Here is a 25,893-nt window from a genome sequence, read left to right on the forward strand (position 1 = left end):
GAAGTGCCTGAGAACTCTTCAGTTATCGGTGGGTCCCCACCCGGTGATCCCTCCCCCGGTGATCGATCCGGGCTAGGGTTCCGGGACGCGCAGATCACGCGAGCGCAACAACATGGCGGACGCGGTGGCGGGGGCCAGCACCGACGCGACGATGATGCTCCAGTCCCAGGGGCCCTTCGCCCGGGCGGCGTTGAAGGCGACGGCCTGCACCAGCGTGAGACATGCGTCCGCCGTGGTGAGCCTGCCCAGCAGCGTGGCCAGCCCGTCACGCCAACGGCGCAGCAGCATGAGCAGCCCCACGATGAGCCCCACGTCGAACACCACCCAGCCGTGCTGTACCCACGGCGACGGGAACCAACGCGCGCTCATGGGCAACGCCAGCAGCGCCGTCCACGGCACCAGCAGCGCCGTCAGCGTGCGCACGAAGAATCGCGGCCGACGCAGCAGCGTCACCAACCCGAAGCGCACCAGGCTTCCGCGCGCGAACGCCCGGAGCGCGTCGTACACCGCCCATGGAGCCGGTTCATCCTTCGGATGGGCGAGGAACAGCGTCACCCATCCATCGGGGCGGAACTTCGCCTTGAAGGCGCGCAGTCCCTCGAAATCGAAGAGGGGGCGCCCCGCGTTGCGCGCGAACCGCAGCCCCGGCCGCACCGGACCCGCGAGCGGCGCCAACCCCAGCGTCACGTAGCGGCGCCCGTTCTCCGCTGCGGCCCTCATCGCGGCGTCCACCAGCGTCTCCGCCGTGCCGTTGGGTGCCTTCGGTTCGCGCAGCAAATCCTGGAGGAACCAACCGCCGCGCGCGTACACGGGTGTCACCGACAGGAAGCCCACCACGCGGCCTTCCACCTCCGCCACGAAGGCCCTGCGCTCTCGGGCGAAGGCGCCCGGGGCCAGCCCCACCAGGAAGCCCATGGTCGCCATGCGGCGCGACGCCAGCCAGTGCTCCGCCAGCACCTCCACCGCCGCGCGCAGCGGATGTCCTTCCGTCTCCATCACCTCCGCGGGCACCTCGCGCACGCGGACACCGTGTGAGCGCGCCCGGCGCAGCTGCTCACGCAGGCTGCGGCTGCCTCGCACCACCTTCTCCCATTGGGAGGGATCCCATACCGGCTGTTCGCCAATGGGAAGCTCCTCGAAGGGCACGAGCTGGGAGAAGCGCGACTCCGTGGCGAAGAAGCTCACGCGCCGCCCCTCGCTCCGGGCCGCTCGGTGGAAGCCCTCCACCACGTCGCGCACCCGCTCCGGCGCGGCGATGGGGCCGCCTCCCGCCACCCATGCGCCCCCCGTGTCCACGTACGCGATGCAGCCGTCCCCTTCCGGCGCGAACCAGTAGCGGAAGCCCGGCTGCAACACCTGGAAGGACGTCGCGTTCCAACCGTGGCGCTTGAGCAACACCAGCACCCGCTCGCGCGCGTCGTCCACGTCTGGTTCGGAAGGGTGTGAAGGAAGCGTCATGTCGTTTGCGTTCAAGCTACGTCCCCGCCGGAGGTGTTGCCAGCCAAAGTCGCTCGGGGGACGGGGCCCTCCCGGTGGCCGGGACGGGCAGCAGCCCGGCCTTCGGCTTCGATGGGACGAACTTCCTGGTGGCGTGGAATGAGGGCAGCGTGCTGAAGGGCAAGCGGGTGAGCAAGGAGCTGTGGAGCGTGCTCGATGCCACGGCCTTCACGGTGGCCACGGAGGTGGCGACGGGCGCCTCCGTTGGTAGCCGTGTCCTACCGCGGGGCTCACCGCTCGCAGATGCCCGTGTAGCGGCAGGCCACCACGGCGGGCTGCTCGATGGGGTAGCCCGCCTGGAGGGACCAGGCCAGGCGCACGAACTGGGCGTGCGTCCACAGCAGCGGGGTGGCGGAGAAGGTGCCCTGTCCCGCCACGAACCCGGGCTGGCCGGTGGGGGGCCGCCCATCCCAGACCTGCTCGGGCAGCATGTCCCCGGCGTTCCGGGAGCCCGCCATCGTGGCCAGGTAGCCCTCGGTGGGCAGCCCCGCGGCGAGCGCGTACTCCCCGCGCTCGCCCGCGAAGATGGGCCAGGCCCGCCCGAAGGTCTTCCCGGTGTCAGGCTCGCTGATGAACCACTCGCCGCCCTCGCGTGTCTCGCCGTAACCGTCGTGGTTGTAGCGGCGCCACAGGAGCCCCTGGGGTGTCTGGACGCCGAGCTGGGCATCCACCACGGGCAGTGTCTGCACGATGGCGGGGTGCTTCGCGGGCTTCACGCCCAGCCGCACCAGTTCCAGGAAGCTCGGGTCCACCACCTGGCGCTGGTCCACGGCGGATGGGCCGCCATCGCCCAGCGAGTACACGGTGGCGGCGTTCGGGTTCCCGTCCTTGGTGACGCGCAGGTAGTAGGGGGTCGGCGCAAGCGGGCCGTTGGTGGTGACCGTCCAGGCATCCACCTGCTGTTGCCAGGAGTCCGCGGTGGCCTCGTAGCGCTCCGCGGACGCGGTGTCCCCGTTGCGGCGCGCGAGGTCCGCGGCACAGACGAGCCCGGCGATCTCCGCCGCGATCGTCCCGGGCGAGTAGCCGCCCTGGTTCTCCCAGCGGTCCTGGGGAGAGACTGGGCCATTGGCGAGCAGGAAGTCCGCGGCCTTTTTGATGTGCGCGGTGTACGTGGCAGCATCGGTCCGGCCCAGTTGCCAGGCCATGACGAGGGGCAGCGCCACCTCATCGAGCTGGAGGCTGCCCCAGCGCGGCTTGCCATTCACCTCGGCGTTCTGAGGGAAGGAGCCATCCGGCTTCTGCTGCACCTGGAAGAGATGGTCCAGGGCGCGGCCTGCACCCGCCCGGTCTCCGGCGGCCAGCAGCGCGGTGGCGACCTGGTATTGGTCACGCGACCAGACGAGGTGGTAGGGGCCGGAGGGCCGCTCCACCTCCCCGTTGCCCCAGACCCACGGCATGCTGGGCGAGGCGACGAAGGCGCCCCGGTATGTCTTGTCCTCCGAGGCCGCCAGCACCATCAGCGAGACGTCATAGGTGGCTTGCCACGGCTGAGCGCCTGCGGGGGCGCGGGGCAGGCCGTCCAGGTAGCCATGCCAGCCTGCGGTGTACCGCTCCGCTACCGTGTCGAAGCCCGAGGCCAGGGAATCCCGGGCGGCCGTGTGGGCCTCGTTCCCGGTGGTGCCAAACCCGAGCGCGAGCGTCACCTCCTGGCGGTCCTGTCCATCCACCTCCAGCCGGGCGGTTTGCACCACGTTGCCCGCAGTCGGCGCGTTGTATTCCCAGTCCTGGGTGAAGTCGTTCTGAAGGTCGCTCCACCCATCGCTCACGCCGAGGTAGCCACTGGAGGGCCGCGTGAGGGCAGGGAAGGCCAGCAGGGCGCTCGCGGACGTGCCATCGGTGGCGAGCAGCGCTCGGTCCTGGCTTGTGCCGGTGTCATCCATTCCGTCATTGGACAGCGACGGGTCGTGCAGCACATGCAGCGTGTAGGGCCCGCCGGAGAGGGCTTCGAAGCGCACCTGAATGAGCACCACGTGCCGCTCCGGGTCCGTCACATACGTCTTGGTGAGGCGGTACTTGCCGGAGCGCGCCGTGTTCACCTGGCGGAAGGTGAGGCTGCGCGGATCCACCCGCTCGACACGGGACTCGGAGGCCTCGTGCTCCAGTTCGGCGAAGGTGCGGCCGTCGGAGACCACGAAGCGCAAGTCCCGTACGCTCGGGGTGCTGAGGGTGGGGTAGTAGACCTCGGTAAGTTCGCCCCGGGAGCCCAGCGTGAACCAGACCCGGCTGGCCTCGCTGCGCGAAGTGCCAAAGCCCATCTTGTCCGCGGGCGTCCAGACTGCGGGACTGCCGGGGTGGCCGGGGGCTGCGGCGCTGGAGGTCTTGGTGCCGGCGCAGCCTGACAGCAACAGCCATACAATGAGAACGGGCCAACGGGACGGCGTCCTGAGCCTGGCGCGCGTCAGGTCCCAGGGAGCATTCAGCGTGGGGGTGGGAGACATGCGGTGCCCCTCCTGGCGTGTAGAGCCGAAGGTGGGGCCGGTGGACCGACGGGGAAGTCCAACCTGGGAAAACGCATCCGTCTTTATGGACGAGTCAACAGGGGCGCCACGGCCGGGATGCTTTGCGCGGGGAGTGCGTGTCTGGTAGTTTAGACATGTAATCCGGTCTGATAGGGTTTCCAATGGAAAAAGAGTCGAGACGGTCTTCGCTGAGCATTGCTCTGGGTGCCTTGATGTGGGTGGCTTGCGGAGCCCCTGAGGAGGGGACCTTGGCCCCGGAGGAGGCAGTGGGCACCCAACAGTCCGCCCTGTGCTCTGGCTTGAGTGTGACGGCTCTGAACACGGTGGGAATGACCTCTTACGGCGGAGAGATCGCGGGACATGGGGCCTGGGCGGTGTCGACTTTCGCCAACGCCGTGAGGCTGGAGTACCGGGTGGATGGCGTCCTGCGCATTGTCGAGGAGCGTCCGGGAAACTCCGGCAGTTGGTACATGAGCAGTGCGGGGGCCACCTGTGGAACGCACACGGTGGAGGTGAAGGCCTACCCGATGGTGATCGACAGCAATGAAAATCGCACCACGTGTCTGGAGGCCCCCCGGACGCTCACCCTGTCCGTTGTCCAGGATTGCCCCACGGCCACGCTCTCGTGCTCGTATCCCGCTTCCCAGGTCAATTGCACGGCCAGCGGCAGCGGTGGTACCGGGGGATATACCTACTTCTGGCAGGAGCGCATCCGGTACCCGGATGGCACTGAGTACACGGGCGGCTGGGATGCAGGGGGGACCAGCAATGGTTTCTACTGCCCTTCGGTCTTCGACCGGACGGAGATCATCTGGAATACGCTCTACCTGAAGGTGCGTGACAGTGCTGGCATGGAGTCGCCCTCCCGGATGATTACCCGGAAGTGCGGATACTAGTTGCCCTGCCAGGAGGAGGGGCGCGGGTGGGGTGTATTGTCTGACATTCTGGTCAGTGGCGCAGCAACCACTCCGCGAGCGATTGCCAGGCGAGCGCTGGTGCGTCGGCCGCGTACAAGAGGTCGCCGTGGCCGAAGTCCTCGGCGACGCGATCCGGCTCGAACCGGCGGACCACGAGCGTGGTGACGTCTTTCGAAGAGACCCGTGCCGCCGAATACAGGCCGCGGTCGCCGAACCCACCCGCAGCGCCGAGATAGAAGAGCGGGACACGGATGTTCGCGAGCCCGGGCCGCTGCGAAGTGCCGCACCAGATCTCGTCGAAATCGGCGGCCTCCCGCAGCGATTGGTGCGGCGGCGCGCTGGCGAACCACGCGCTCACGCTGTCCTCGGACGACTCGCGCGCCGCCGTCACGTTGCCATCGGCGTCGAGGATCGGGGCAATCAGGTGGTACAGCGGCGTGTACGGCGAGAACAAGTAGGTCAAACCCGCCGTCCCGAGCAGCGCGCCCCGGTTCGTGTAGGACGGGAACAGGGGCGACGGCGCATCGGGTGCGCTTCGCGCCAGCTCTCCGGCGGTGATGAAGAAGCTGTTGCTGGAGTCCGTCACGCCTTCGGCGAGAGCCTCCCGCTCCGCCGCGGCATTGGCGCACGCCAGGGCCTGCAGATCGGCGTCCTCGGGCGCGATGTCGTAATAGATGTCGAGCGCGGCGATCGCCGAGACATGGCGGCCATCGGCGGCGGCGTAGGCATAGGTGAGCTGGGCGCCATGCGAGAAGCCGCCGAGGACGATCCGGCCCGGATCGTGGTCGGTGACGGTCCGTGTCGCCCGTGCGAAGGCGAGCGCGGCCGCGGTATCCCCGAGCGCCTGATCGATGCCCATCCCGCCCAGATCCGAGACATCACCGTCCGCCGTGGGCAGCGTCCAGCGCCGATCGACACCCCAGGCATCGATGCCGCGGGACGCCAGATACGGGGCAAGTCCCGGCGCTGGTGACGCGGGATGACCGAGCGTCGGCACGAAGTTCGTGACGAAGTTGGCAAAGTCGCCGTGAAGCAGCATCACCGCGTGCGAGGTAGGACGCGGCCGCCAGGGCGAAATCTCACGGACGACACGATGGATGCGCACGCGAGCGTTCGGCGTGGAGCCGGCGCGGATCTCGAACTGATAGTGGTAGATGTCGGCGGTGACGTGCTGGCGCGTCACCGCGAACGGTGAAGCCGCGGAGGCGGCCTGTTCCGCTTCGGAACGCGCGGGTGGAGCCGCGAGTGCGGACGCGCATGCGACGAGGACGGCAATCACTAGACCCGGTTGAGACATGGAAAACCCCTTCGCTGTTCTCAGAAAAGACAGAAGAGAAGCGAAGAAGGCTACCAACACGGCCCGTGTCTGACCACTTCACACAGGGGAAAAAGGGGCGCGCCGAGGGCCTGCTGCGAAGCCCACGGCGCGCCCTGTGCTCACGTGCGGTGAGTGCCGGGTGCTACGGCTGCTGCGGGTTGTTCGTCACGGTGAGGTTGAGCGAGAGGTAGTCGGTGGAAAGCCATTCCGTGTTGTCGATCCGGAACTGCAGCGGGTGGGAGCCGTCCCGCGCCACCGCCCCCTCGGCCGACTTCTCACCTTCCAGATCGTCCGTATTGCAGTCCGTGTTTCCCTCGAACAGCTTGCCGGTGGCCTTGGCCTGCACGGTGACATTGTCCGCCAGCAGGGTGAGGACCACATCCACCTCGCCGCGCACCTCGTCCTCCACACACTGCGAGTAGTGGAACGTGGCGGTCGGGTTGCTCGGATCGAGGTAGGCGACGTCGTTGACCCAGATGGTCGCATACTTGTTGGTACCATCATCCTCCTTGAGATCGATCTGCCCATCCACGTTCACCTGACGGAAGTACTCCGGGGGCACTGTGGGGTTCTGCTGGTGGAAGACGTCGATGGTGCGCTGGTACGTGGAGTTGAAGGTGCGGCCGTGGCTGTCGCTCACCGCCTTCACGCTGGCCGTCTTCAGGCCCTCCTGCTGCCAGGCGTGGCGCTTGAGCGCGACGGTGTCGAACTTGGCGCCCGAGAAGCTCTCGGCCGCGCCGTCGCCCCAGTTGACTTCGTAGTTGATGGCGTTTTCACCCTGGAACGGGAAGCAGGGGCGCATCCGGATGCTGTAGGCGGTGTTGTCGTACTGGCCCGGGTTCGCGGAGCCCACCATCATGGGATCGAAGGGCGTCCATCCTCCGGGGACCGTCGGCGCCAGGTTCTTGAAGTAGATGTGCTGCTTGCCGGTGGACCAGAGGTTGGTCCACTCCTTGGTGAAGATGGACAGGCCGCTCACCTCCGCGGTGACGTTGACGCGCCAGTTGAGGTCGAAGTAGCTGCCCCGCACGAACTCCTCTTGGGTATCGCCATCGGCGTCGCCGCAGTTGTAGCCAACGTAGCCCCACAGATCGCCATCCACGTAGGGGCGCACGCCCACCTGGGCATAGGCCGCATGCTCGGAGTAGAGGTAGGCCCGGACGGCGGCCTGCGCCCACACGGACGGCTCGATGCGGCCCTGGATGCTGCCGGCGACATCGGTTCCCGAGGACGTGGGCGCGGTGACGCTCGACTCGTCGGTGCAGCCGTCGAACGTGCACGTGGCCTTGTAGTTCACGCCCATGCTCTGGTTGGCGGTGTAGCTGATCTGCCCGGTGACGGTGGTCTTGAGGTCCAGGCCCATCGTGAGGGGCAGGTTCACGCCGATGTAGACCGGGATCGGGCCCGCCAGGAAGGCGATGCTGCCCAGGTGCGGCTTGGCGATGGGGAACGCCCACCCGTTCGTCGAGGAGATGGACCCCTCCACGGAGGCGCCATAGTTGAGGGCCCCCTTGGCATCGACCGTGACCTGCTGGAGATCGAAGCCCGCGGGCACGCACCAGGCGAGGATGCGCGCGCGGACCTTGTTCACGTTCGCCGTGAGCGTGGCCTTCGCCTCAAGGTTGCCGCTCGTCTTGATGGTGCCCGAGAGGCCATCCCCCAGGTCCTTGGTGGCCGTGAGGTACTTGGTGAAGTCCCAGGTCTTCTGCTTCGGCTCGAGCGCCTCGTCCGGGCACGAGTCGTCCTCCGCCAGCAGGGTGGTCTCCGCCGGTGTGGCGATGGACTGCAGGTAGGGGGTGAGCGTGCCCTGCTGCTCGGAGAGGTGAATCTCGTCGAGGATCTTCTTGTCGAGGATGAAGACCGTCGACCGGTTGGCGGACGACGCGGCGAGCTTCGTGCGGAGCGCGCCGGGCATCGGCGCGTGGGCGATACCGGTATCGTCGCCGACCACGTACACGTTCGAGTCGAATGCCGGCAGCTCGCTGTTGTCCGTGTTGGCGCCGCTGATGTTCATCAGCTCCCAGCCGGTGCCCGTGCCGAGGGTGACCTCGACGTAGGTGGCGGAGAACACCTCGGAGGAGGTCTGGTCGCCGGTGCTGAAGCCGCCAGCCACGAGCACGCGGCCGTTGGCCAGCAGCGTGGCCGTGTGCTGGTAGCGCGACACCCCCATGGAGGGCAGGGCGTCCCACACACCGCGGGCCGGATCATAGAGCTCCGCGGCGGTCTGGATGCCGGCGGAATCATCATAGCCGCCCGTTACCAGCACGCGGCCGTTGGCCAGCAGCGTGGCGGTGTGGTTGCGGCGGGGGTGGAGCAGGGGGCCCGTGGCCGTCCACGTGCCCGTGGCCGGGTTGAACAGCTCGGCGCGGGTGGAGGGCTCACCGTCCAAGGCGCCGCCCGTCACCAGGACCAGGCCGTTGGCCAGCAGCGTGGCGGTGTGGCTGGAGCGGGCCGTGCCCAGGGCGCTCACGCTCGTCCAGGTACCCGTGGCGGGCGTGAACAGCTCGGCCGAGCTCAGCCGGCCCGAGGCGTTCCCACCACCGGCGACCAGCACTTGGCCGTTGGGCAGCAGCGTGGCGGTGTGGTGGTGGCGCGCCCCCACCAGGGAGCCCGTGGCCGTCCACGTGCCCGTGGCCGGATCATACAGCTCGGCCGAGCCCAGCGGCGTGGTGCCGCTCTCGCTGGCCGTGCCACCCGTCACCAGCACCTGGCCGTTGGCCAGCAGGAGGGCGGTGTGGTGGTAGCGCGGCGCCGCCAGGCTGCCGGTCGCGGTCCAGGTGCCGCTCGCCGGATCATACAGCGACGCGGAGATGCCGTTGCTGTTGGCGCCCGTGACGAGCACCTTCCCCGAGGGCAGCAGCGTGGCGGTGGCCCCGCGATAGCTGGCGGGCGCATTGCCCGTGGGGGCCCAGGTGCCGGTGGCTGGATTGAACAGCTCGGCCCGCTGGGTGTAGCCGCCGGCGACGAGCACGCGGCCATCCTGCAGCCGGGTGGCGGTGTGCTGCAGCAGCGGGGCGCCGAGGTGGCCCGCCTGGGTCCAGCCGGTCTCCTCGGAGGTGGTGACCGTGCCGATGGCACGGGCCTGGGTGGAGGGGCGGAAGGGAGCAGCCGAGGGGGAGGGCGCGAGCTGCTCCGGATTCGAGTCCACGCAGCCGCCGGCCAGCAGCAGCGCGAGGGCTCCGAACTTCATACTTCTCTTCACGGTGTCTTCTCCTCTGAGAGGCGGGTGCATTGCCTGCCGGGGAGGGCGGCCCAGGGCCGGGTCTCCACGGCAGTCGAGAAGAAGACGGGCTCGCGCGGTTTTGTTACCTGCGCGAATCCACGCTGGCCGGGAGGCGGGCTATTTCCGGCCGGGCGCGTGCCGGGGGCGGGAGAACGCCAGAAGCCCCAGGGCCATGAGCAGGAGCGTGGCGCTCACCCCCGGACTCGCGGAGCAGCCGGATTCACTGGCAGCCTCCTCCTCCTCCTCGGAAGGGCCCTCCGCGCCCGGTCCCCCATCGTTGGTCCCCCCTGCGTCCACGGGCGAGGGGGTACCCGCGTCCACCCCTCCGTCCACGCCCCCGTCCGTCCCCCCGTCGCCGGGAGATGTGCTGCCCCCATCGGGGGGCCAGCCCGCGCAATCCCCGAGCGAGTGCTCCAGGGCTCCCATCGTGTACGCGCCCTGGGCTGGACGGGGCCGGCCACAGAAGTCATCCACCACCTGCGGCCGGGCCGCCGCGGCGCCAATCAGCGAGGACACGTTCCCTCGAACCGTGAGGTCTCCCTTCAGCGGCTCCTGGTACCAGCCGGAGAAGGTGGCCGTGCTCACGTTGAGCAGGTTGGTGCCGGCCTCGAACGTGCTGCCGTCCCGGCGGCGCAGGGTCCCCGACAGCACGTTGCCGTGCGCGGCGCCCGTGCTGGAGGCAAAGCGGAAGTCCACGCCCGACGTGGACACGAGGGTATTGAAGAGCACCTGGGTGGAGCGGGCCTTGTTCAGGTAGATGCCGACGTCCGAGCAGTTGGCGATGACGTTGTTGCGCATCGTGCCGCCGGTGTGCTCGGGATCGCACGGCTTGTTGGCATCGAAGTTCGGCGCGCAGTAGGCAGCGCCCGTCCCGCCGCCCCCGAAGGACAACCCGATGCGGGTGCCACCGGTGGCCACATCCCGGGTACACAGCACGCGGTTGCGCTCGAACACGCCGTTGTTGCCACCGCTCTTCATGAATGCGCCGTAGGAGACGGAGTCCCCGCCGTTCTTGTGGAAGTCGCGGATGAGGTTGTCGCGGACGATCCAGTTGTCGCCCGTGTCGATGTTGAGCTTCGTCACCGGATGGGACGTCTCCCGGGGGCTGGTGTCGGCCAGCTCGTTGCGCTCGATGAGCCCCGCGTGAGGAATCTCCCATTTGCCTCCGTTCTGGGTGGCGTTCACCTTGAGCTGCGCGTTGAAGTCGCGCACGCGGCTGTCGCGCAGGACAAAGTGCTCGGCGTGGCCCGTGACGTGGAAGGCGTGGTCACAGGTGTTGTCGTCCGAGCAGGCCCCTTGGATGTCGAGCCCCTCGAAGCTCCAGTGGGCGCCCGAGACTTTGAAGCCCTCCACCGCGTTGAAGCGGATGAGGGCTCCCAGCCGGTTCTGGGCACGTACGATGATGGGGGCCTGCGCCGTCCCATTCACCGAGCAGTTCAGGTTGGCGTTCACCGCATAGGTGCCGTCCGCGAGGATGAGTTCATCCCCGGCTTGAGCGCCCGCGAGGGCCGATTGGAGCTGGGACACCGAGGAGATATTGACCTGCCGGGCCAGCGCAGGGGAGGAGAGGAGCAGCAGGAGTGCAACGGGCTTGAGCATCAGGAAGGACCTCTGGGTTACGGAAGGTCCACCAGTCTACTGGAGGGCTAGACCAGGGGCAGCTCCAGCGTCGCCGTGGCGCCCTTGCCCGGTCCGTCGCTCTCCAGCAGGAGGCGCCCGCCCAGCATCCGCGCCGCCAGCGCGCTGGAGTGCAGGCCCAGGCCATGGCCCCCCTCGCGCGTGGTGAAGCCCTGGGAGAAGAGCTGAGCGTGGATCTCCGGCGCGATGCCCACGCCCTGGTCCACCACCTGGATGCGCGCCATGGGTTCCTTCGCCTCGAGCCGCACGAGCAGGATCCGGCGGTCACTGGGCAACGCGGCCATGGCGTCCTTGGCGTTGTTGATGAGGTTGATCAGGATCTGCAGCACCTTGTGCTTGTCCACCCGGACCTTGGGCAGTGACGCGAGCTGCCGGGTCACGGAGACGCCGTGGCTCTTGAGCGCGGGCATCTGGATGCTCAAGGCGTCCTCGACGAGCTGCGAGAGTTCCCACTCTTCGAGGAGGAGCGTGCTCCGGGCGTAGGTCTGCTGCAAATGGACAACGGCCCGCACGTGTTCGATGTGCTTGGTCATCCCAGCCAGCCCTTCCTGCAGCGTGGCCTGCTCCCGGAGCAGCTCGTTGGCCAGGCTCGTCAGGTATCCAGGAAGCAAGGTGCCGCGTGAATCCCGGGTCAGGAAGTCCGCCAGGGCACTCTGATGCTCCTGGAGCATCGTGGAGACCTGCTTCAGGCGTCCCACGCGGGAGGCGCTCAACGTCTGGTGGAGCACCTCGACGTTGATGATGGCGCTGGTCAGCACGTTGCCCACGTTGTGGAGCACACTGGTGGCCACCTCGGCCATGCCCGCGGAGCGCGCCGTCTCCAACAACTGCGCCTGGGCTTTTCTCAGCTCCCCCGTGCGCTCCTCCACCCGCTTCTCCAGCTCGTCGTTGGCGCGGCGCAGGGCCGTCTCGGCCCGCTGCACCTCCGCGTAGAGCCGCGCGTTCTCGATGGAGATGGCGGCCTGGGAGGCGAGGTACCCCAGCAGCGCGAGCCGCGCGGGCGTGAAGGCGTGGGTGGCGAGGCTGTTCTCCAGGTAGAGCACCCCGCGGAACTCCTCCTGCCGCACCAGCGGGAGGCAGAGCACCGAGCGGGCCCGCGTGCGCGCGAGCCACCCCTGCTCCAAGAACGCGTGGGGCTGGGTGGCATCATCGAGGAGCACGTGCTCCAGGGTGCGCCGGACATAGGCGATGAGCGTCCAGGGCAGGCTCTCCTCGTTCCCGTCTGCCCCGGAGGGCCCCGGCGGGGCTGCCGAGTCCGCCACCACCGACAGCTTGCCGCCCTGGAGGAGCACCAGGGCTCCCCGCTGCGCCCCGGCATTCTCGATGGCCACCTTGAGCAGCGTGTCCGCCAGCCGGTCGAGGACGATCTCCCCGGAAATGGCGTGCTGCGCCTTCACCACGGAGAGCACGTCGAGCTGTGCCGAGGCCGTGCCGGTGACGGACTCCAGGGCCGCCGTGGCGGAGGCCAGCTCGGGCCACTGCGCCTCCAGCTGCCGCACCTTCCCCAGAGCCCCCCAGCCCAGGTAGGCCTCCCGGGCCTTTCGCGCATAGGCGTCCGCGAGCAGGGGCAGCCTCGCGCGTCCCAAGCGGGCGGCGAGCTCGCACGCGAGGCCCACGAGCTGGGGAAGGCCTTGCTGGCGAGCCCATGGGATGGCCTCCTCACAGGCGTGGAGGGCCTCCCACTCAAGGCCCGTGAGCCGGGCCAGCTCCGCGGAGAGGATCCGCTCCTGCGCGCGGAAGTTCTCCGGGCAGTTCTCCTCCCACTGCGCGAACTGCCGCTGGGCCTGCCGGAGGGTCTCGAGTGCCGGGGCCTGTCCTTCGGGAGGCATCCGCTCGAAGCAGGCGGCCAGGCTCAAGGCGCGGAAGAAGGTGAACTCCGCGAACAGGTAGCGGCCCATCAGGCTCCAGCTCAGCTCGGCACACCGCTCGCCGGATTCGCGCGCCTGTTCGAAGCCGCCGCTCAGGTAGCGCGCCTTCATGCGCATGAGCCAGTACCAACACTGGATGAAGCTGCTGCCTTTGGGGGCCAGCCCGGCCTCGAAGGACTCCTCGTTGAAGCCGTCGCCGCTCATGGCGCCGAAGACGGGGGTCAGGCCGCGCAGCTGCCGCACATAGCCCTGGAGGAAGAGGAGGATGTCCTTCACCACCACGACGCCGGCCTTGCGCACGAAGTCCATGCGCACCACCGCCTCCTGTTCGACCTCCTCCAGCGCGTGCCCCAGGTTCAGGCGATTCATGACGAGGAAGGGACAGCAGAATCCCGCGATGGGGATGTCTCCGGCCTGGAGCGCGTGCTGGAAGGCCTGGCGCATGACCTCCAGCGAGGAGGCGAGCGGCTGGGTCCAGCCGGTGAGCAGGCCCAGGCAGTAGAGCGCCCGGCCCTTGAGGGCGGGAGAGCCGTAGCGCTCCGAGAGCTCGCGGGCGAGCTGCCCGAAGGCGTAGCCCTCGCGGTAGCGCTGGAAAGCCCCTCCCAGGATCACCCCGTAGTTGCCGTAAGCATGGACGGACGCGGGGGAGTTGCCATGGCGCAGGCTGAGGGAGACGAGCTTGCACAGGTGCAGGATGAGCAGGTGGGGGCTCACCACGAGCGTGGAGCCGTACAGCTCACTCAGGAGCAGGAGCACCGCCTCCAGGTCCGGCTCGGTCATGCGAGGCAGTCCGGCGAGGCTCGCGATGGGACGCTCCCCCAGGAGATCCTGCACCTCCTGCTGGGCCGCGAGCACCTCCTCCCAGGAGGGATTCGGCGGCAGCGGCATGCCCACGAGGGACAGGCCCTCCAGCAGGACGGAGAAGGAACCTTGGAAATCGCCCCGGGCCAGGAGGAGATCGCTCCGGAGCCGGTAGATCGTCGCCAGGTTCGCGCGGCCGTGGGCCCGCGGCTGGAGGGTTTCCAGCAGCTGGCGCGTCCGCTCGGGGTTGCCGCTCATGAACTCACAGCGGGCTTGGTCCAGCAGGAGCTGGAAGGACAGCCCGGGGTCCGTCTCCCATGGATCTCCAGGGAGCAGCTGGAAGGCCATGGCGAAGTAGTGGGCGGCCGAGCGGAACGCGGTCGCGGCCCGGGCCCGGGTGCCCGCCTCGCGGTTGAGACGCGCGGCCTGGTGGCGCTCGGTGGGGCTGGAGATCAACCCGGCCCCAGCGTTGAGCTGGCTCACCACATCGAAGAGGTTCTCCTGCAGCTCCTCGGGTGACAGGCGCGCCAGCAGCAACTGGCCGATGCGCAGGTGGATGGCCTTGCGCTCCTCCTCGGGGATGAGGGCGTGCGCCGCCTGCTGGATGCGGTCGTGGAGGAAGCGGTACTGCTCTGGGCCGGTGTTCGCCACCAGGCCTTCCTGGAGCGCGGGCTCCAGCTCCTGCTCCACCTCCGAGGCGTCTTCCCGGTGCGAGAGCAGGAGCAGGATCCGCAAGGCGAAGGCGTTGCCCACGCAGGCCGCCAGCCGCAGCAGGTGCTGGGTGGCGGCGGGAAGCTGGCGCAGGTTGCCCACCATGAAGTCGACGGCGTTGTCGGAGTAGCCCCGGTCCCGGACGCCCTCGGCATCCCAGCGCCACGAGCCCTCGGGCGTGCGCACCAGGAGCCCGTCCTGGTTGAGCGTGCGCAGGAACTGGAGCAGGAAGAACGGGTTGCCGCCCGTCTTCTGCAGGGCCAGCACCGAGAGCGGTTCGCGAATCTCCGCGCCCGCGCCGGGAAGCGTATCGGCCACCAGCCGCTGGATGTCGTCGAGGCTCAGGGGATCGAGCTGCAGATCCGTCGTCCGCGCGCCCGTCTTGCGCAGCTCTCCGAGCATGAGCGCCAGCGGGTGGACAGGGCTCACCTCGTTGTCGCGATACGTGCCGATCAGCAGCACCGGAGGCGTCTCCGGGTGGGTGAGCAGGTGCTGGAGTAGCTGAAGGCTGGCCAGATCCGCCCACTGCAAATCATCCAGGAAGAGGACGAGCGGGTGCTCGGAGGTGGCGAAGACGCCAAGGAACCTGCGGAACACGCGGTTGAAGCGGTGCAGCGCCGCGGCGGCCGGGAGTTCGGGGACAGGCGGCTGCTTGCCGGCGACGAGCTCCAGCTGGGGCACCACGTCGGCGAGAACCTGGCCCTCGCCTTCCCACGCCTTCAGCAGGTGCTCGCGCCAGCGCGCCAGCTCCGCGTCCGTGCCGGACAGTTGCTGCTGCGTCAGCCCGCGGATGGCCTGGGCCAGGGGCGCGTACGGGATGTCCCGCTGGAACTGATCGAACTTGCCGTGGAGGAAGAAGCCGCGCTGGCGGACCACCGGCTTGTGCAGCTCGTGCACCACCGCGGACTTGCCGATGCCGGAGTAGCCTCGGACCAGGACGAGCTCCGGCCGGCCTTCGAGCGAGACCCGCTCGAGCGCCTGCAGCAAGGCGGTGGCGTGCGTGTCACGCCCATAGAGCCGCTGGGGAAGCTGGAAGTGCGGCGAGTAGTCCTGCAGGCCCGGCAGGAACTCCTCGTGCACGCCCCGGCTCAGGTTCTCCAGGCACCGCGCGAGGTCCGCCCTCAGTCCCTCGGCGCTCTGGTAGCGCTCCTCGGCCACCTTGGCCAGGAGCTTCAGGATGATGGCGGACGGCACCGGCGGCAGGCCCGGCACCCGCTCCAGGGGCGGCACCGGGGCCTGCGCCATGTGCGCGTGGAACCACTCGAGCGCGTCCCTCCCGTGGAACGGCAGGCTGCCCGTGAGCAGCTCGTAGAGGGTGATGCCCAGCGAGTACAGATCCGTGCGGTAGTCCACCGGGCGGTTCATGCGCCCGGTCTGCTCGGGAGACATGTACTCCAGGGACCCTTCGATGTGCGGTGAGAGGAGCGCATCCACGTGCTCGACGCGCTGGAAGCTGGCGCTGCCGAAGTCGATGAGGCGCGTCTCTCCCGAGGCGGCCAGGTAGATGTTGGCGGGCTTGACGTCCTTGTGGATGATGCCGCGGCGGTGAAGCTCCGCGAGCGTGGAGGACAGGGAGATGCCCAGCGCCAGGACGCGCCCCACCTCCAAGGGCTCCGCCGTGAGCTCGGACAGGCGCTGGCCCTCGACATCCTCCAGGAGCAGCACCGGACGATCGGGGAGCTGCTCGCAGCCGTAGACATGCGGCACGCCCGGCATGTCCCGGATCCGCTGGAGGATGCTGAACTCGCGGCGGTACCGCTCCCGCTCCCGTGGACCGATCGCCGCGGCCACGGGCGTTTTCAGGATGAGCCGCAGGCCATCCAGGTCCCTGACCGCGCGGAGCAGCAGGTGGGAGGGGGTCGCCTTATGGGCTCCAAGGAGCGTGTAGCCAGGAAGGGAGAACATCCGCTGCGTAGGATACTCCCAGGCGGCCACGTTCCTTGGAAGGCTGTGGCCCTGGCAAGCGGGCTGGCTCTTCCTGCGGGCGGTGGCGTCAGAGGGTGACTTCCCTCACCAGCCTGGAGTTCCACGGACACCAGAAGAAGCCTGGGAGAAAAGCGCCCCCCGCTTCGTCCAGATGGTCCTGCACGTAGCTCATGTCGGCATCACACACTTCAATGGCTACCGCGAAGAAGTTGATGGAGGCGGGATCGAGGTGGTAGTCCCACTTGGGGTTGTAGGGCCTCCTGTTCTTCACGAGCTTGCCCATGACGTGGACCTTGAACGTCTCCTTTCCGGAGAGAATGTCGAGGGCCTGCTGAATCTTCTCGGGATCGGTCAGTTCGAACACAAACTCCTGGTCCTGCCGCTGCATGAATGAGAAATACCGGGGGGTGGCCATGCGTATCTCCTTCGGGTGATGTCAGTGATTGGATTGACTGCGTGACTACAGGTGGGCGGCCAGGAACTCTGTCAACTGTGGCTTGGAGGGCACTCCCTCCTTGACCGCGACGACTCCTCCCGCCTTGAACAGCAGCAGCGTTGGGATGCGCTGGACGCCATGTTGGCGTGCGATGTCCCGGTTCTCGTCGATGTTCAGCTTCGCGATGGTCAACCGGCCCGCATACTCACCGGCGAGCTCCTCCAGCAGCGGAGCCAGCCTCGAACAGGGACCGCACCATTCGGCCCAGACATCGACCAGCACCGGCGCCTGGGCCTTCAGCACGGCCTCATCGAAGCTCGCCTCTGACACGTGAATGCAGGGATCGCTCATGTTGGGGTGCATTGCGTTCAAGGTGTAGGATTGGATCGCCCGATTGGGTATCTGCCCTTTAGGGCGGGCTCGCGGCGCTTTATGGGCCCACCGCCCGGCACCGCACCATTGAGATCTTTGTTGAATTGACAGCACAGGAAGAGTGTGTCTGGACCGCAGGTGGCCCACCACGTGCGCGTGGTGGCCGTGGGGTCCAACCTCAAGGTCTACGTGGATGACATGGCCACGCCCAAACTCAATCCGGCACCGCAACCGCCTGCTGTACAGCGAGCCGCTCGCCACGGACCTGGACCGCAGCGACGCGACCTTCCGGGAGTGAGGGCCCCGCGGGGCGCCTACGCCGGTACCAGGAGCAGGCAGACCGGGGCGGGAACCTCCAGGGGCGCCCCCACCTGCGTCAGCTTGCCGGTCTGGGCATCCCGCCGGAACGTCACGATGGAGTGGGAACGCTGGTTGGCCACCAGCAGGAACGAGCCCGTGGCGTCGATGGCGAAGTTGCGCGGCCAATTCCCCTGCGTGGACACGTGCTCCACGTAGGTCAGCTCACCAGCGGACCCAATGGCATACACGACGATGCTGTTGTGCCCACGGTTGGAGCCATAGAGGAACTTGCCATCCGGACTGACGTGAATGTCCGCGCAATAGCTCGCGCCTGTGAAATCCGTGGGCAGCGTGGAGACGGTCTGGAGGGGCGTCAGGGCGCCCCGCTCGCCGTCATAGGCGAAGGCGGTGAGGGTGGAGTTCAGCTCGTTGATGTTGAAGACGAAGCGGCCGTTGGGGTGGAAGGCCAGGTGGCGGGGGCCTGCCCCGGGCGCGGTGGACACGGACGCGGGCGCATGCGGGGTGAGGGTTCCCTGCCCGGCGTCGAACCGGTAGACCATGATCTTGTCCGTTCCGAGATCCGGGACCAGGGCATGCTTTTGGCCGGCATCCAGCCGGATCTGGTGGGCATGCGGGCTTGTCTCGGGCCCCGAGCCCTCATGCTGGTCCACATCGACGGCGGGGCCCAAGCGGCCTCCCTCCTGAATGGGCAGGACGGCAACGTTGCCCCCCACGTAGTTGGCCACCAGCACGAACCCATCCTCCGCATCCACCTCCAGGTGGCAGGGTGCCCCGCCCTGGGAGGCTTGCTGGTTGAGGAAGGTCAGCGCGTGGGTGTCCGGGTCGATGGCGAAGGCGCTCACGGCGCCGCTGGGCTTGCCCTCGAACGTGGTCAACTCGTTGACGGCATAGAGGTGGCGCCGTTGGCTGTCCACGGCCAGGTATGACGGGTCGGTCACCCCTGGGGTAACGCCCACCTGCTGGAGGGCACCGGTCTCCAGGTCCAACCGGCACAGGTAGATGCCCTGGCTCTGCTGGCCCGTGGTGTACGTGCCCACGTAGACCCAGACCTCCTTGGGGAGGGGAGGGGGTTCGGGGGTCTTCTCGTCTCCGCAGGCGACCAGCGTTCCCGCGGTGCCCAGGCCCGCGAGGTAGAGGAAGTGGCGGCGTGTCAGGTTGCGTTGGCTCATGGACGGATTAGAGCCGGGGAAGGCCGGAACCTCCAGTAATCCCATGCAGAGGGCTTTTCAGGTACCAGCGAAGCGGCGCCGCTGTGCTAGGGGGGCCCGCATCGCTGCTCGACGTTCCACCGGAAAGGCCACGGTCCCCATGATTCTCGTCCACCACCTCAACAACTCCCGCTCGCAGCGGGTGCTCTGGCTCCTGGAGGAACTGGGAATCGAGTACGAGGTGAAGCGCTACGAGCGCGATCCCAAGACGATGCTGGCGCCGCCCGCGTTGAAGGCCATCCATCCTCTGGGCAAGTCGCCCGTCATTACCGACGGGGGCAACACGCTCGCCGAGTCCGGGGCCATCGTCGAATACCTCGTGGACCGCTATGGGCAGGGCCGGTTGAAGCCGCCCGAGGGCAGCCCCGAGCGCCTGCGCTACACGTACTGGATGCACTACGCGGAGGGCTCGGCCATGCCCCCGTTGCTCATGGGCCTGGTGGCCGCGCGCATCCGCAGCGCCCCGGCGCCCTTCTTCGTGCGCCCCATCGTGCGCGGGGTGGCCGACAAGCTGCAGAACACGTTCGTCGGCCCGCAGATCAAGCTGCACCTGGACTACTTGGAGGGCGAGCTGAGCCAGCGCACGTGGTTCGCGGGCGAGGACTTCACCGCCGCGGACATCCAGATGAGCTTCCCCCTGGAGGCGGCCTCCGGGCGCGCGGGGCTGGATGCCAGCCGGCCGAAGCTCTGGGCCTTCCTGGAGCGCATCCACGCGCGGCCTGCCTACCAGCGGGCCCTGCAGAAGGGTGGGCCCTTCAGCATGGGGATGTGAGGCACCGCCATGGCACGCATCGCGGTGCTGGGCGCAGGGGGCGTGGGCAGCGCGGCGGCGCGGTTCCTCGCGCACGAGGGGCACGCCGTCACGGTGCTGGAGCAGTTCGCGCCGGACCATGACCGGGGCAGCTCGTATGGCACCTCGCGCATCATCCGGAAGACGTACACGGACGGGCTCTACACGGCGCTGATGGGCGAGGCATATCCGCTCTGGGACGCGCTGGAGCGCGAGGCGGGCGAGCCGCTGTTCCGGCGCACCGGTGGGCTGTTCTTCGGCCCCGCGGAGCACCCGGAACTGGCGGCCATCCGCCGGGCCCTGGGGGAGAACCACGTTCGCTTCGAGGAGCTGGACCCGGCCGCCTGCGCGCGGCGGTTCCCCGCGTTCCGTCTGCTGCCGGGCGAGTCGGCGGTATTCGAGCCCGAGGCGGGCTTTCTCCGGGCCTCCGCCTGCGTCCGTGCCAACCTCCGCCTGGCCACGGCGCACGGGGCGCAGGTGCGTGCGGGGACGCGCGTGGTGGCCCTCGAGCCGCGCGCGGACCGCGTGGACCTGGTGCTGGAGGGCGGGGAGGTGCTCGGGTTCGACCGGGTGGTGGTCTCGGCGGGCCCCTGGACGGCGCGCTTGCTCTCCCCGTTCGTCCCGCTGCCGTTCACGGTGACGCGGCAGGTGTACTGCCACTTCGAGCCCACGGCGCCGCTGGAGGAGTTCGGCGCGGGGCGGTTGCCGGTGTGGATCGACTTCGCCACGAACTTCTACGGCTTCCCGTATGACGGGGAGGCGCCCGGGGTGAAGGTGGCGTGGCACCAGCCGGGCACGCCCACCCTGCCTGACGCGGTGGACCGGGACATCCGGGACGCGGATGACCGGGAGCCGCTGCGCCAGGCCTGCGCGGCGCACCTGCCGGGCCTGTCCCCGCGCGTGGTGCTGGAGCGGGTCTGCCTCTACACGATGACGCCGGACCACGACTTCGTGGTGGACTCCCTGCCCGGGGAGCCGCGGGTGACGGTGCTCGGCGGGCTGAGCGGGCACGGGTTCAAGTTCACCGTGCTGCTGGGGCGCATCGCGGCGTGGAAGGCCACGGACCAGCCCGTGCCGTGGGATGTGTCGCGCTGGTCCCTGGCCCGCCTGGCCTGAACGTCAGGACGTCGGCGTCCCCACGACGGTGGGGCTCTGCGGCTTGGGCTCCTCGCTGGCGGGGGGCTCCTCGGACTGGCCGGTGGCCGGCACCGCCTCCATGGGCTTGCCGGCCGCCAGGGTGCCCGTCTGCGCCGGGGCCGCGGCCAGGCGCCGCGGGGGCAACACGACGGGCGGGGGCACCGGGCAGCGCGTGCACGGCCCCCGCAGGGGCACGGAGAGCACCTGTCCGATGCGCAGCAGGTTGCCCCGGAGGCGGTTGGACTTGCGCAGGCCGTTCACGGTGGAGTTGTAGCGCAGGGCGATGGCGCCCAGCGTGTCCCCGGAGCGCACCCGGTGCATGGCGATGTTCTGCTCGGGCTGCAGCGCCAGCAGCGGGGCGAGGCGCCGGCCCAGCTCCTGGGCCCGCGGGCTGAAGAAGCGCACGTGGAAGTGGTCCCGGTGCCCGCGCGCATGGCGGATGATCGACTGGAAGCCCGCGTGGAACAGCGAGTCGAGCCACGCCTTGTCCTCACCCGCCTTCAGCGCGTACTCGTAGAGCACCTTCTGGACGCGGCGATCCACCAGGATGAGCTGCACGTCGGCGTGCGCCAGCAGCGCCTTCACCAGGGACCAGTTGCGCGCCAGGTGGATGTGGTTCTCCCGGTCCCGGGCGCGGATCGGCTCCACGGTGGGGTAGTAGAAGCCCAGGTCCACGTCCCGGCCGCTCTGGTGGCTCTTGTGGGGGCGCATGTAGCCGCCCTCCTTGGCGGAGATCTGGTTCACCCGCAGGGCCGGCGCATCCGGGTGCTCGGCGCGCACCGCGCGGATGACCTGGGAGACGTAGGTGATGGTCTCCTCGGTGGCGTACGTCTTCTCCGGCGAGACGACGATCCAGTCCGCGCCCCCGTCCGGAAAGCGCATGCCGTTGATCAACCGGCCGCTCTCCACGAATCCCACGGACACCGAGCCGAGCGACTGCGGCTCCTGCTTCCACCGCCGCGTCAGCTCCTCGTCGCTCAGGTCCGCGGTGTAGAGCAGCCCCGGCACGCCCGGGTTGGCGGCCGCCTCGCCGGCCTCTCCCTCGTCGCCCTCTTCCAGCCCGGCCTCGTCCTCGCCGCCTTCCTCCTCCTCTGCGTCCGCGTCCTCCGCGGCCACGGCCTCCGGGGCCTGCTCGGATGGGACAGGGCTGGCGGCCGCCACCTCCTCCTGCGCGGGCAGGGGCTCTCCAGGAGGCGGGGCGGTGGGCACCGCGGCGGGGGCTTCCGCACGGGCCGCTTCCGGGGGCGCCGCCGCGCGGACGGTGTGGACGGGACGCACGGCACAGCCGGCGCAGATCAGGACGAGAAAGAGTGGAAGACGCACGCAGCCCCAAGGATTACCCGGAAATGGCCCGAAGCAGAAGTTCGCGCCCGAGAGATCCGCCATACCCGGAGTGCGGCCGGGGGCCTCACAGCAGGCAGGCAAGCGTGAGGAGGCCCCGGTTCAGGGCCCGGTGCGCGTGCTGGGCACGCGCCGGGCCCCAGACGGGTTAGGGAGGCAAGGGCAGCTGGATCCGGAAGGTGGTCCCCCGGCTGGGGATGCTGTCCACGGTGATGTTGCCGCCAAAGCCGGTGATGATGCCGTGGCAGATGGACAGGCCCAGCCCGGTGCCCAGCCCCACCGGCTTGGTGGTGAAGAAGGGCTCGAAGATGCGGCCCAGGTTCTCCGGGGCGATGCCGCTGCCGTTGTCCTGAATTTCCACCACCACCTGCGGGCCTTGCTGGCGCGTGGCGACGCGGACCCAGGGCTCGGGGTGGGACTCGGGCAGCGCGTGCGCGGCGTTCACCAGCAGGTTGTGGAACACCTGGCCCAGGCCGTGCTCGCTGGCCCACACGGGGGACACCTCGTGGAAGTCCCGCACCAGCCGCACGCGCGAGCCCAGCAGGTCCCCCGCCATGGCGATGGACTGCTCCAGCACCCGGCGCACGTCCACCGGGGTGCCCGGCTTGCGGTCCGCGCGGGCAAAGAGCTTCACGTCCTGGACGATGTGCTTGATGCGGTCGGTGCCCAGCAGCGCGTCCCGGCACGCCTCCATCAGATCCGCCGGCTCCTCCAGCGGCTTGCCCGCCGCCAGCGTCTCCAGTCCCTCGCGGATGTAGCTGAGGTTGACGCCCACGAAGCCCAGGGGGCCGCTGACCTCATGGGCCAGCCCCGCAGCCAGCCGCCCCAGGGCCTCCAGGCGCTGCACGTGGGCGAGCCGGGCCTCCAGCCGCGCCCGGTCCTCCATCTCCTGGCGCAGCCGCGCGTGCGCGGTCTCCAGCTCGCGCGTCCGGGCGAGCACTGCCTGGTTCAGGTCCTTCATCCGGCACCGGTTCTGCTGGGCCAGCTCCCACTTCTCCGTGAGCGCTTGGGCCATCTGGCGCACCTCGATGTTGTCGAAGGGCTTGCGCAGGATGAGCAGGCGTTGCGTGGCGCCCAGCCGCTGCCGCGTCTCTTCCCAGGAGTAGTCCGAGTAGGCCGTGCAGAGCACCACCTGCACATCCTCGTCCTCCTCCCACAGCCGCGCGGTGGTCTCCACCCCGTCGATGCCCGGCGGCATGCGCACGTCCACGAAGGCCACCGCGTAGCGTTGCCCGTCGCGCCGGGCCTCCCGCACCCGCTGCAGCCCCTCCTCGCCCTGGGAGGCCGAGTCCACCTCGAAGGGGTAGGCGGGGGCCGCGCTGCGCATGGGCACGGCGCCGAACAGCGCGGACTCCAGCGCGTTCAGCGAGGCGCGCTCGGCCGGGGGGGTGAGGATCTTCTGGAAGTCCTGGTGGATGGAGGGATTGTCGTCGATGACGAGGATCCGCCGCGGCGATAGGTCCGAGGAGAGATTCATGGTCAGGCCTCCTCGCCGGTACAGGATGGAACGCAGCTCATGGACAACCCCCCCAGGGGGAAAGACCATGGGCTCCGCCTGGCGCGGTAGCCCTCCGGGACGCCCCCATCGCCCAGGATTGGCAAGACAGACGTATTGTGACGGCTCTGAAGAGAGAAGTGTCTGCTTAATTCGATTATTTCAACGCGAAATCGATGGAATCCCCGGATAACTGCGCGTGTGTGGGGATTTGCACCCTTCGCCGAAGCGGGGGGGCCTCAGGGGCAGCGGCCACAGTCTTTTTCGCAGCTGTTGGCGGTGGTGCCCTGGCCGCAGGACTCGGTGAACTGGCACACCCCGTCCCCGCACTTGTAGACGTCGTCCGGGTGGATGCGGGTGGTGATGGGGCGGTAGGTGACGCCCTTCCAGGTGCATGCGGTGTAGAAGGGCGCGTGGGGCTCCCGGGTGCAGAGCTGCTCGCACGGGCCGGTGTAGACCATGGGCGAACACGCGTTCATCGACTCGGGGTGATCCGACGAGAGCACGCAGGCGCGCGCCGAGGTCTCCTTGTCCTTCAGCAGGTGCGAGTCGTTGCCGTAGAAGATGCCCTGGCCGGTGAAGATGTTGCCGAAGAAGCAGCCCTCCTGGATGGCGTAGTCCTGAATCTCCGTGGCCGTGTAGGGAATGCTCTGGCCCGTGGCCGTCTTGCCCAGCACGGAGATGAGGATGGACACCCCGTACTTGTTCACGTGGGCGGCCAGGCAGGCGGTGAGCAGCTGCTGCTCGGCCAGGGAGATGGGCTGGCCGCCGGCCCATCCCGGCGTGAGTCCCAGCCCGCCCTGCCAGGTGTAGGTCTGCGTGGAAGAGGGCGGGGTATAGGTCCGGGTCTGCCCCTCGGGCACCGCGCAGCGCACCACGTACTGCATCACCATGTCCGCATGGGCCGGCGCGTGGGTGAACCACGCCCGGAAGCTCTCCGAGGAAAGGCCATTGGCGGAAAGGCCATTGGCGGAAAGGCCATTGGCGGAAAGGCCATTGGCGGAAAGGCCATTGGCGGACAGGCCATTGGCGAAGTTGAGGGACTGGTGCCTCTCCGCGGGCGCGCCGGGCTCGGCGGCCAGCTCCTCGGTGCCACAGGCCATGGCGCCCAGCAGCCACAGGGTCGACAGGAGCAGTCTGGGTTGAGGCCATCTCCCCCCGTTGGAGCAGAACCCCCGGGCGTCACCGATCGAGCTCGTATCCATATGTCGTCCCCTCGACAGCGCCGTTCACCGGCGTCCGTATCGAGGGCAAAGTGCTGTCTTTCCTGTAATTGGGGGAAGGCCCAACGGTTGCTTGCCCCTCCAATCGATGACTGGTGAATGATCGAAACGGAGGCTGGTGAACATCCGGCGGTAGGGCCGTTGAATGTAAGGTGTTGTGCTTGGGTTGAAAATTTTTACCTCCTACTTCTGGACAGGAAAGACATGTCTGCCTGGGTACCGATGACGCGCACGTTGTGCGTCCTGATGCTGGCCTCGCTGCTGGGCGCGGCGGCGCCCGCGCGCCCGGAGAAGGCGGCGGAGGACACCTTCTCGGGCGTGGAGCGGGTGGTGGCGGTGGGGGATGTGCACGGGGACGTGGAGGCGCTGAAGGAGGTGCTGCGCTTCGCGGGGCTGCTCGATGCCCAGGGCCACTGGAGCGGTGGGAAGGCGCACCTGGTGCAGACAGGGGACATCGCGGACCGGGGGGCGGGGACGCGCGAGGCGTTCGAGCTGCTGATGCGGCTGGAGCGCGAGGCGCTCGCCGCCGGGGGCCGCGTGCACCTGCTGCTGGGCAACCACGAGGTGATGAACATGCGCGGAGACCTGCGCTACGTCACCCCCGAGGAGCTGGCGTCGTTCGCGGATCAATCGGCCACGCCCGATGCGCCTGGGGCTCCCAAGGGGCTCGCCGGGCACCAGGCGGCCTATGGCCTGGAGGGGCGCTATGGCCGGTGGCTGCGCACGCACCCCGCGGTGGTGCGCATCGACGGCACGCTCTTCCTGCATGGCGGGCTGCACCCGGAGGTGCCGGCGAAGACGCTCGGGGAGCTGAACCGCTGGACGCGCCAGGAGCTCTTTCCGGGCGGGGCGCCGGGCGGGGGCACGGACCCGCGGGGCCCGCTGTGGTTCCGGGGCTATGCGCGGGAGGACGAGGCGGTGTGGGGGCCGGGGCTGGAGGCGGTGCTCACGCGCTTTGGCGCGCGGCGGATGGTGATGGGCCACACGCCCACGCAGGATGGGCGCATCGGCGTGCGGTTCGGAGGGCGCGCGGTGCTCATCGACACGGGCCTGAGCACCTATTACGGCCGGCACCTCGCGGCGCTGGAGATCCGCGGGGAGCGGCTCACCGCGCTCTACCCCGAGGGCCGGGTGAGCCTGCTGGTCCCCGCGTCGAAGCCGGAGGTGGCCCCGCCCGCGCCTGGCAAGGCCGCCCCGGGGCGTTGAGCCGCG

16 protein-coding genes are annotated in these 25,893 nt (G+C 69.1%); 4 read left to right on the forward strand and 12 right to left on the reverse strand.

Features of this window, described 5'->3' with window-relative positions; translation table 11 throughout:
- Positions 1–72 precede the first annotated feature (72 nt).
- Both KY661_RS26570 and KY661_RS26575 read right to left on the reverse strand, forming a co-directional pair.
- Entirely contained in the window at positions 73–1,458 is a 1,386-nt protein-coding gene (locus KY661_RS26570) for a DUF2156 domain-containing protein (RefSeq protein ID WP_225412890.1), read from the reverse strand.
- Positions 1,459–1,727: 269 nt separating this feature from the next.
- A complete protein-coding gene (locus KY661_RS26575) occupies positions 1,728–3,935 on the reverse strand; it encodes a glycoside hydrolase family 15 protein (protein WP_225412891.1) in 2,208 nt (735 codons plus the stop codon).
- A gap of 395 nt (positions 3,936–4,330) precedes the next feature.
- Here KY661_RS26575 and KY661_RS26580 point away from each other — a divergent pair, with 395 nt between their 5' ends.
- Positions 4,331–4,852, forward strand: a complete 522-nt coding sequence (locus tag KY661_RS26580; protein WP_225412892.1) for a hypothetical protein — start codon at positions 4,331–4,333, stop codon at positions 4,850–4,852.
- 52 nt (positions 4,853–4,904) lie between these two features.
- On the opposite strand, the gene KY661_RS26585 is transcribed toward KY661_RS26580, so the two are convergent.
- From KY661_RS26585 to KY661_RS26615, 7 genes are all read right to left on the reverse strand, one after another.
- Positions 4,905–6,170 carry a hypothetical protein gene (locus tag KY661_RS26585; protein WP_225412893.1) on the reverse strand — a complete coding sequence of 422 codons (1,266 nt, stop codon included), beginning with the start codon at positions 6,168–6,170 and terminating at the stop codon, positions 4,905–4,907.
- 163 nt (positions 6,171–6,333) lie between these two features.
- Positions 6,334–9,381 carry a Kelch repeat-containing protein gene (locus KY661_RS26590; protein WP_225412894.1) on the reverse strand — a complete coding sequence of 1,016 codons (3,048 nt, stop codon included), beginning with the start codon at positions 9,379–9,381 and terminating at the stop codon, positions 6,334–6,336.
- A gap of 150 nt (positions 9,382–9,531) precedes the next feature.
- Positions 9,532–11,013 (reverse strand): chondroitinase-B domain-containing protein, encoded by a 1,482-nt coding sequence (locus tag KY661_RS26595; protein ID WP_225412895.1) that lies wholly within the window; start codon positions 11,011–11,013, stop codon positions 9,532–9,534.
- Positions 11,014–11,060: 47 nt separating this feature from the next.
- The gene (locus tag KY661_RS26600) at positions 11,061–16,337 is read right to left on the reverse strand and encodes a trifunctional serine/threonine-protein kinase/ATP-binding protein/sensor histidine kinase (RefSeq protein ID WP_225412896.1); all 5,277 of its coding nucleotides are present in this window, start codon (positions 16,335–16,337) and stop codon (positions 11,061–11,063) included.
- A gap of 88 nt (positions 16,338–16,425) precedes the next feature.
- Positions 16,426–16,773 carry a BP74-related protein gene (locus tag KY661_RS26605; RefSeq protein WP_225412897.1) on the reverse strand — a complete coding sequence of 116 codons (348 nt, stop codon included), beginning with the start codon at positions 16,771–16,773 and terminating at the stop codon, positions 16,426–16,428.
- Between the two features lie 45 nt (positions 16,774–16,818).
- Positions 16,819–17,145, reverse strand: coding sequence for a thioredoxin (gene trxA, locus KY661_RS26610; RefSeq protein ID WP_225412898.1), 327 nt, complete (start codon positions 17,143–17,145; stop codon positions 16,819–16,821).
- 335 nt (positions 17,146–17,480) lie between these two features.
- Positions 17,481–18,656, reverse strand: a complete 1,176-nt coding sequence (locus KY661_RS26615) for a lactonase family protein (RefSeq protein WP_225412899.1) — start codon at positions 18,654–18,656, stop codon at positions 17,481–17,483.
- Between the two features lie 139 nt (positions 18,657–18,795).
- Between KY661_RS26615 and KY661_RS26620 the strand changes: the two genes are divergently transcribed.
- Both KY661_RS26620 and solA read left to right on the forward strand, forming a co-directional pair.
- Positions 18,796–19,467 carry a glutathione S-transferase family protein gene (locus tag KY661_RS26620; RefSeq protein WP_225412900.1) on the forward strand — a complete coding sequence of 224 codons (672 nt, stop codon included), beginning with the start codon at positions 18,796–18,798 and terminating at the stop codon, positions 19,465–19,467.
- Positions 19,468–19,476: 9 nt separating this feature from the next.
- Positions 19,477–20,601, forward strand: coding sequence for an N-methyl-L-tryptophan oxidase (gene solA / locus KY661_RS26625; protein WP_225412901.1), 1,125 nt, complete (start codon positions 19,477–19,479; stop codon positions 20,599–20,601).
- A 3-nt stretch (positions 20,602–20,604) separates the two neighbouring features.
- Here solA and KY661_RS26630 read toward each other — a convergent pair whose 3' ends face one another.
- The 3 genes from KY661_RS26630 to KY661_RS26640 all read right to left on the reverse strand — a co-directional run bounded on the left by KY661_RS26630 (position 20,605) and on the right by KY661_RS26640 (position 24,663).
- A complete protein-coding gene (locus tag KY661_RS26630) occupies positions 20,605–21,945 on the reverse strand; it encodes a LysM peptidoglycan-binding domain-containing protein (protein WP_225412902.1) in 1,341 nt (446 codons plus the stop codon).
- Positions 21,946–22,111: 166 nt separating this feature from the next.
- Positions 22,112–23,440, reverse strand: a complete 1,329-nt coding sequence (locus KY661_RS26635; RefSeq protein WP_225412903.1) for a hybrid sensor histidine kinase/response regulator — start codon at positions 23,438–23,440, stop codon at positions 22,112–22,114.
- A 257-nt stretch (positions 23,441–23,697) separates the two neighbouring features.
- Positions 23,698–24,663, reverse strand: coding sequence for a hypothetical protein (locus KY661_RS26640; RefSeq protein WP_225412904.1), 966 nt, complete (start codon positions 24,661–24,663; stop codon positions 23,698–23,700).
- A gap of 222 nt (positions 24,664–24,885) precedes the next feature.
- On the opposite strand from KY661_RS26640, the gene KY661_RS26645 reads away from it, so the two are divergent.
- Positions 24,886–25,887, forward strand: coding sequence for a metallophosphoesterase (locus KY661_RS26645; RefSeq protein WP_225412905.1), 1,002 nt, complete (start codon positions 24,886–24,888; stop codon positions 25,885–25,887).
- The last annotated feature ends 6 nt before the right edge of the window (positions 25,888–25,893 follow it).

Source organism: Allostigmatella hybrida, assembly GCF_020103775.1.
Classification (GTDB): Bacteria; Myxococcota; Myxococcia; order Myxococcales; family Myxococcaceae; genus Hyalangium; species Hyalangium aurantiaca.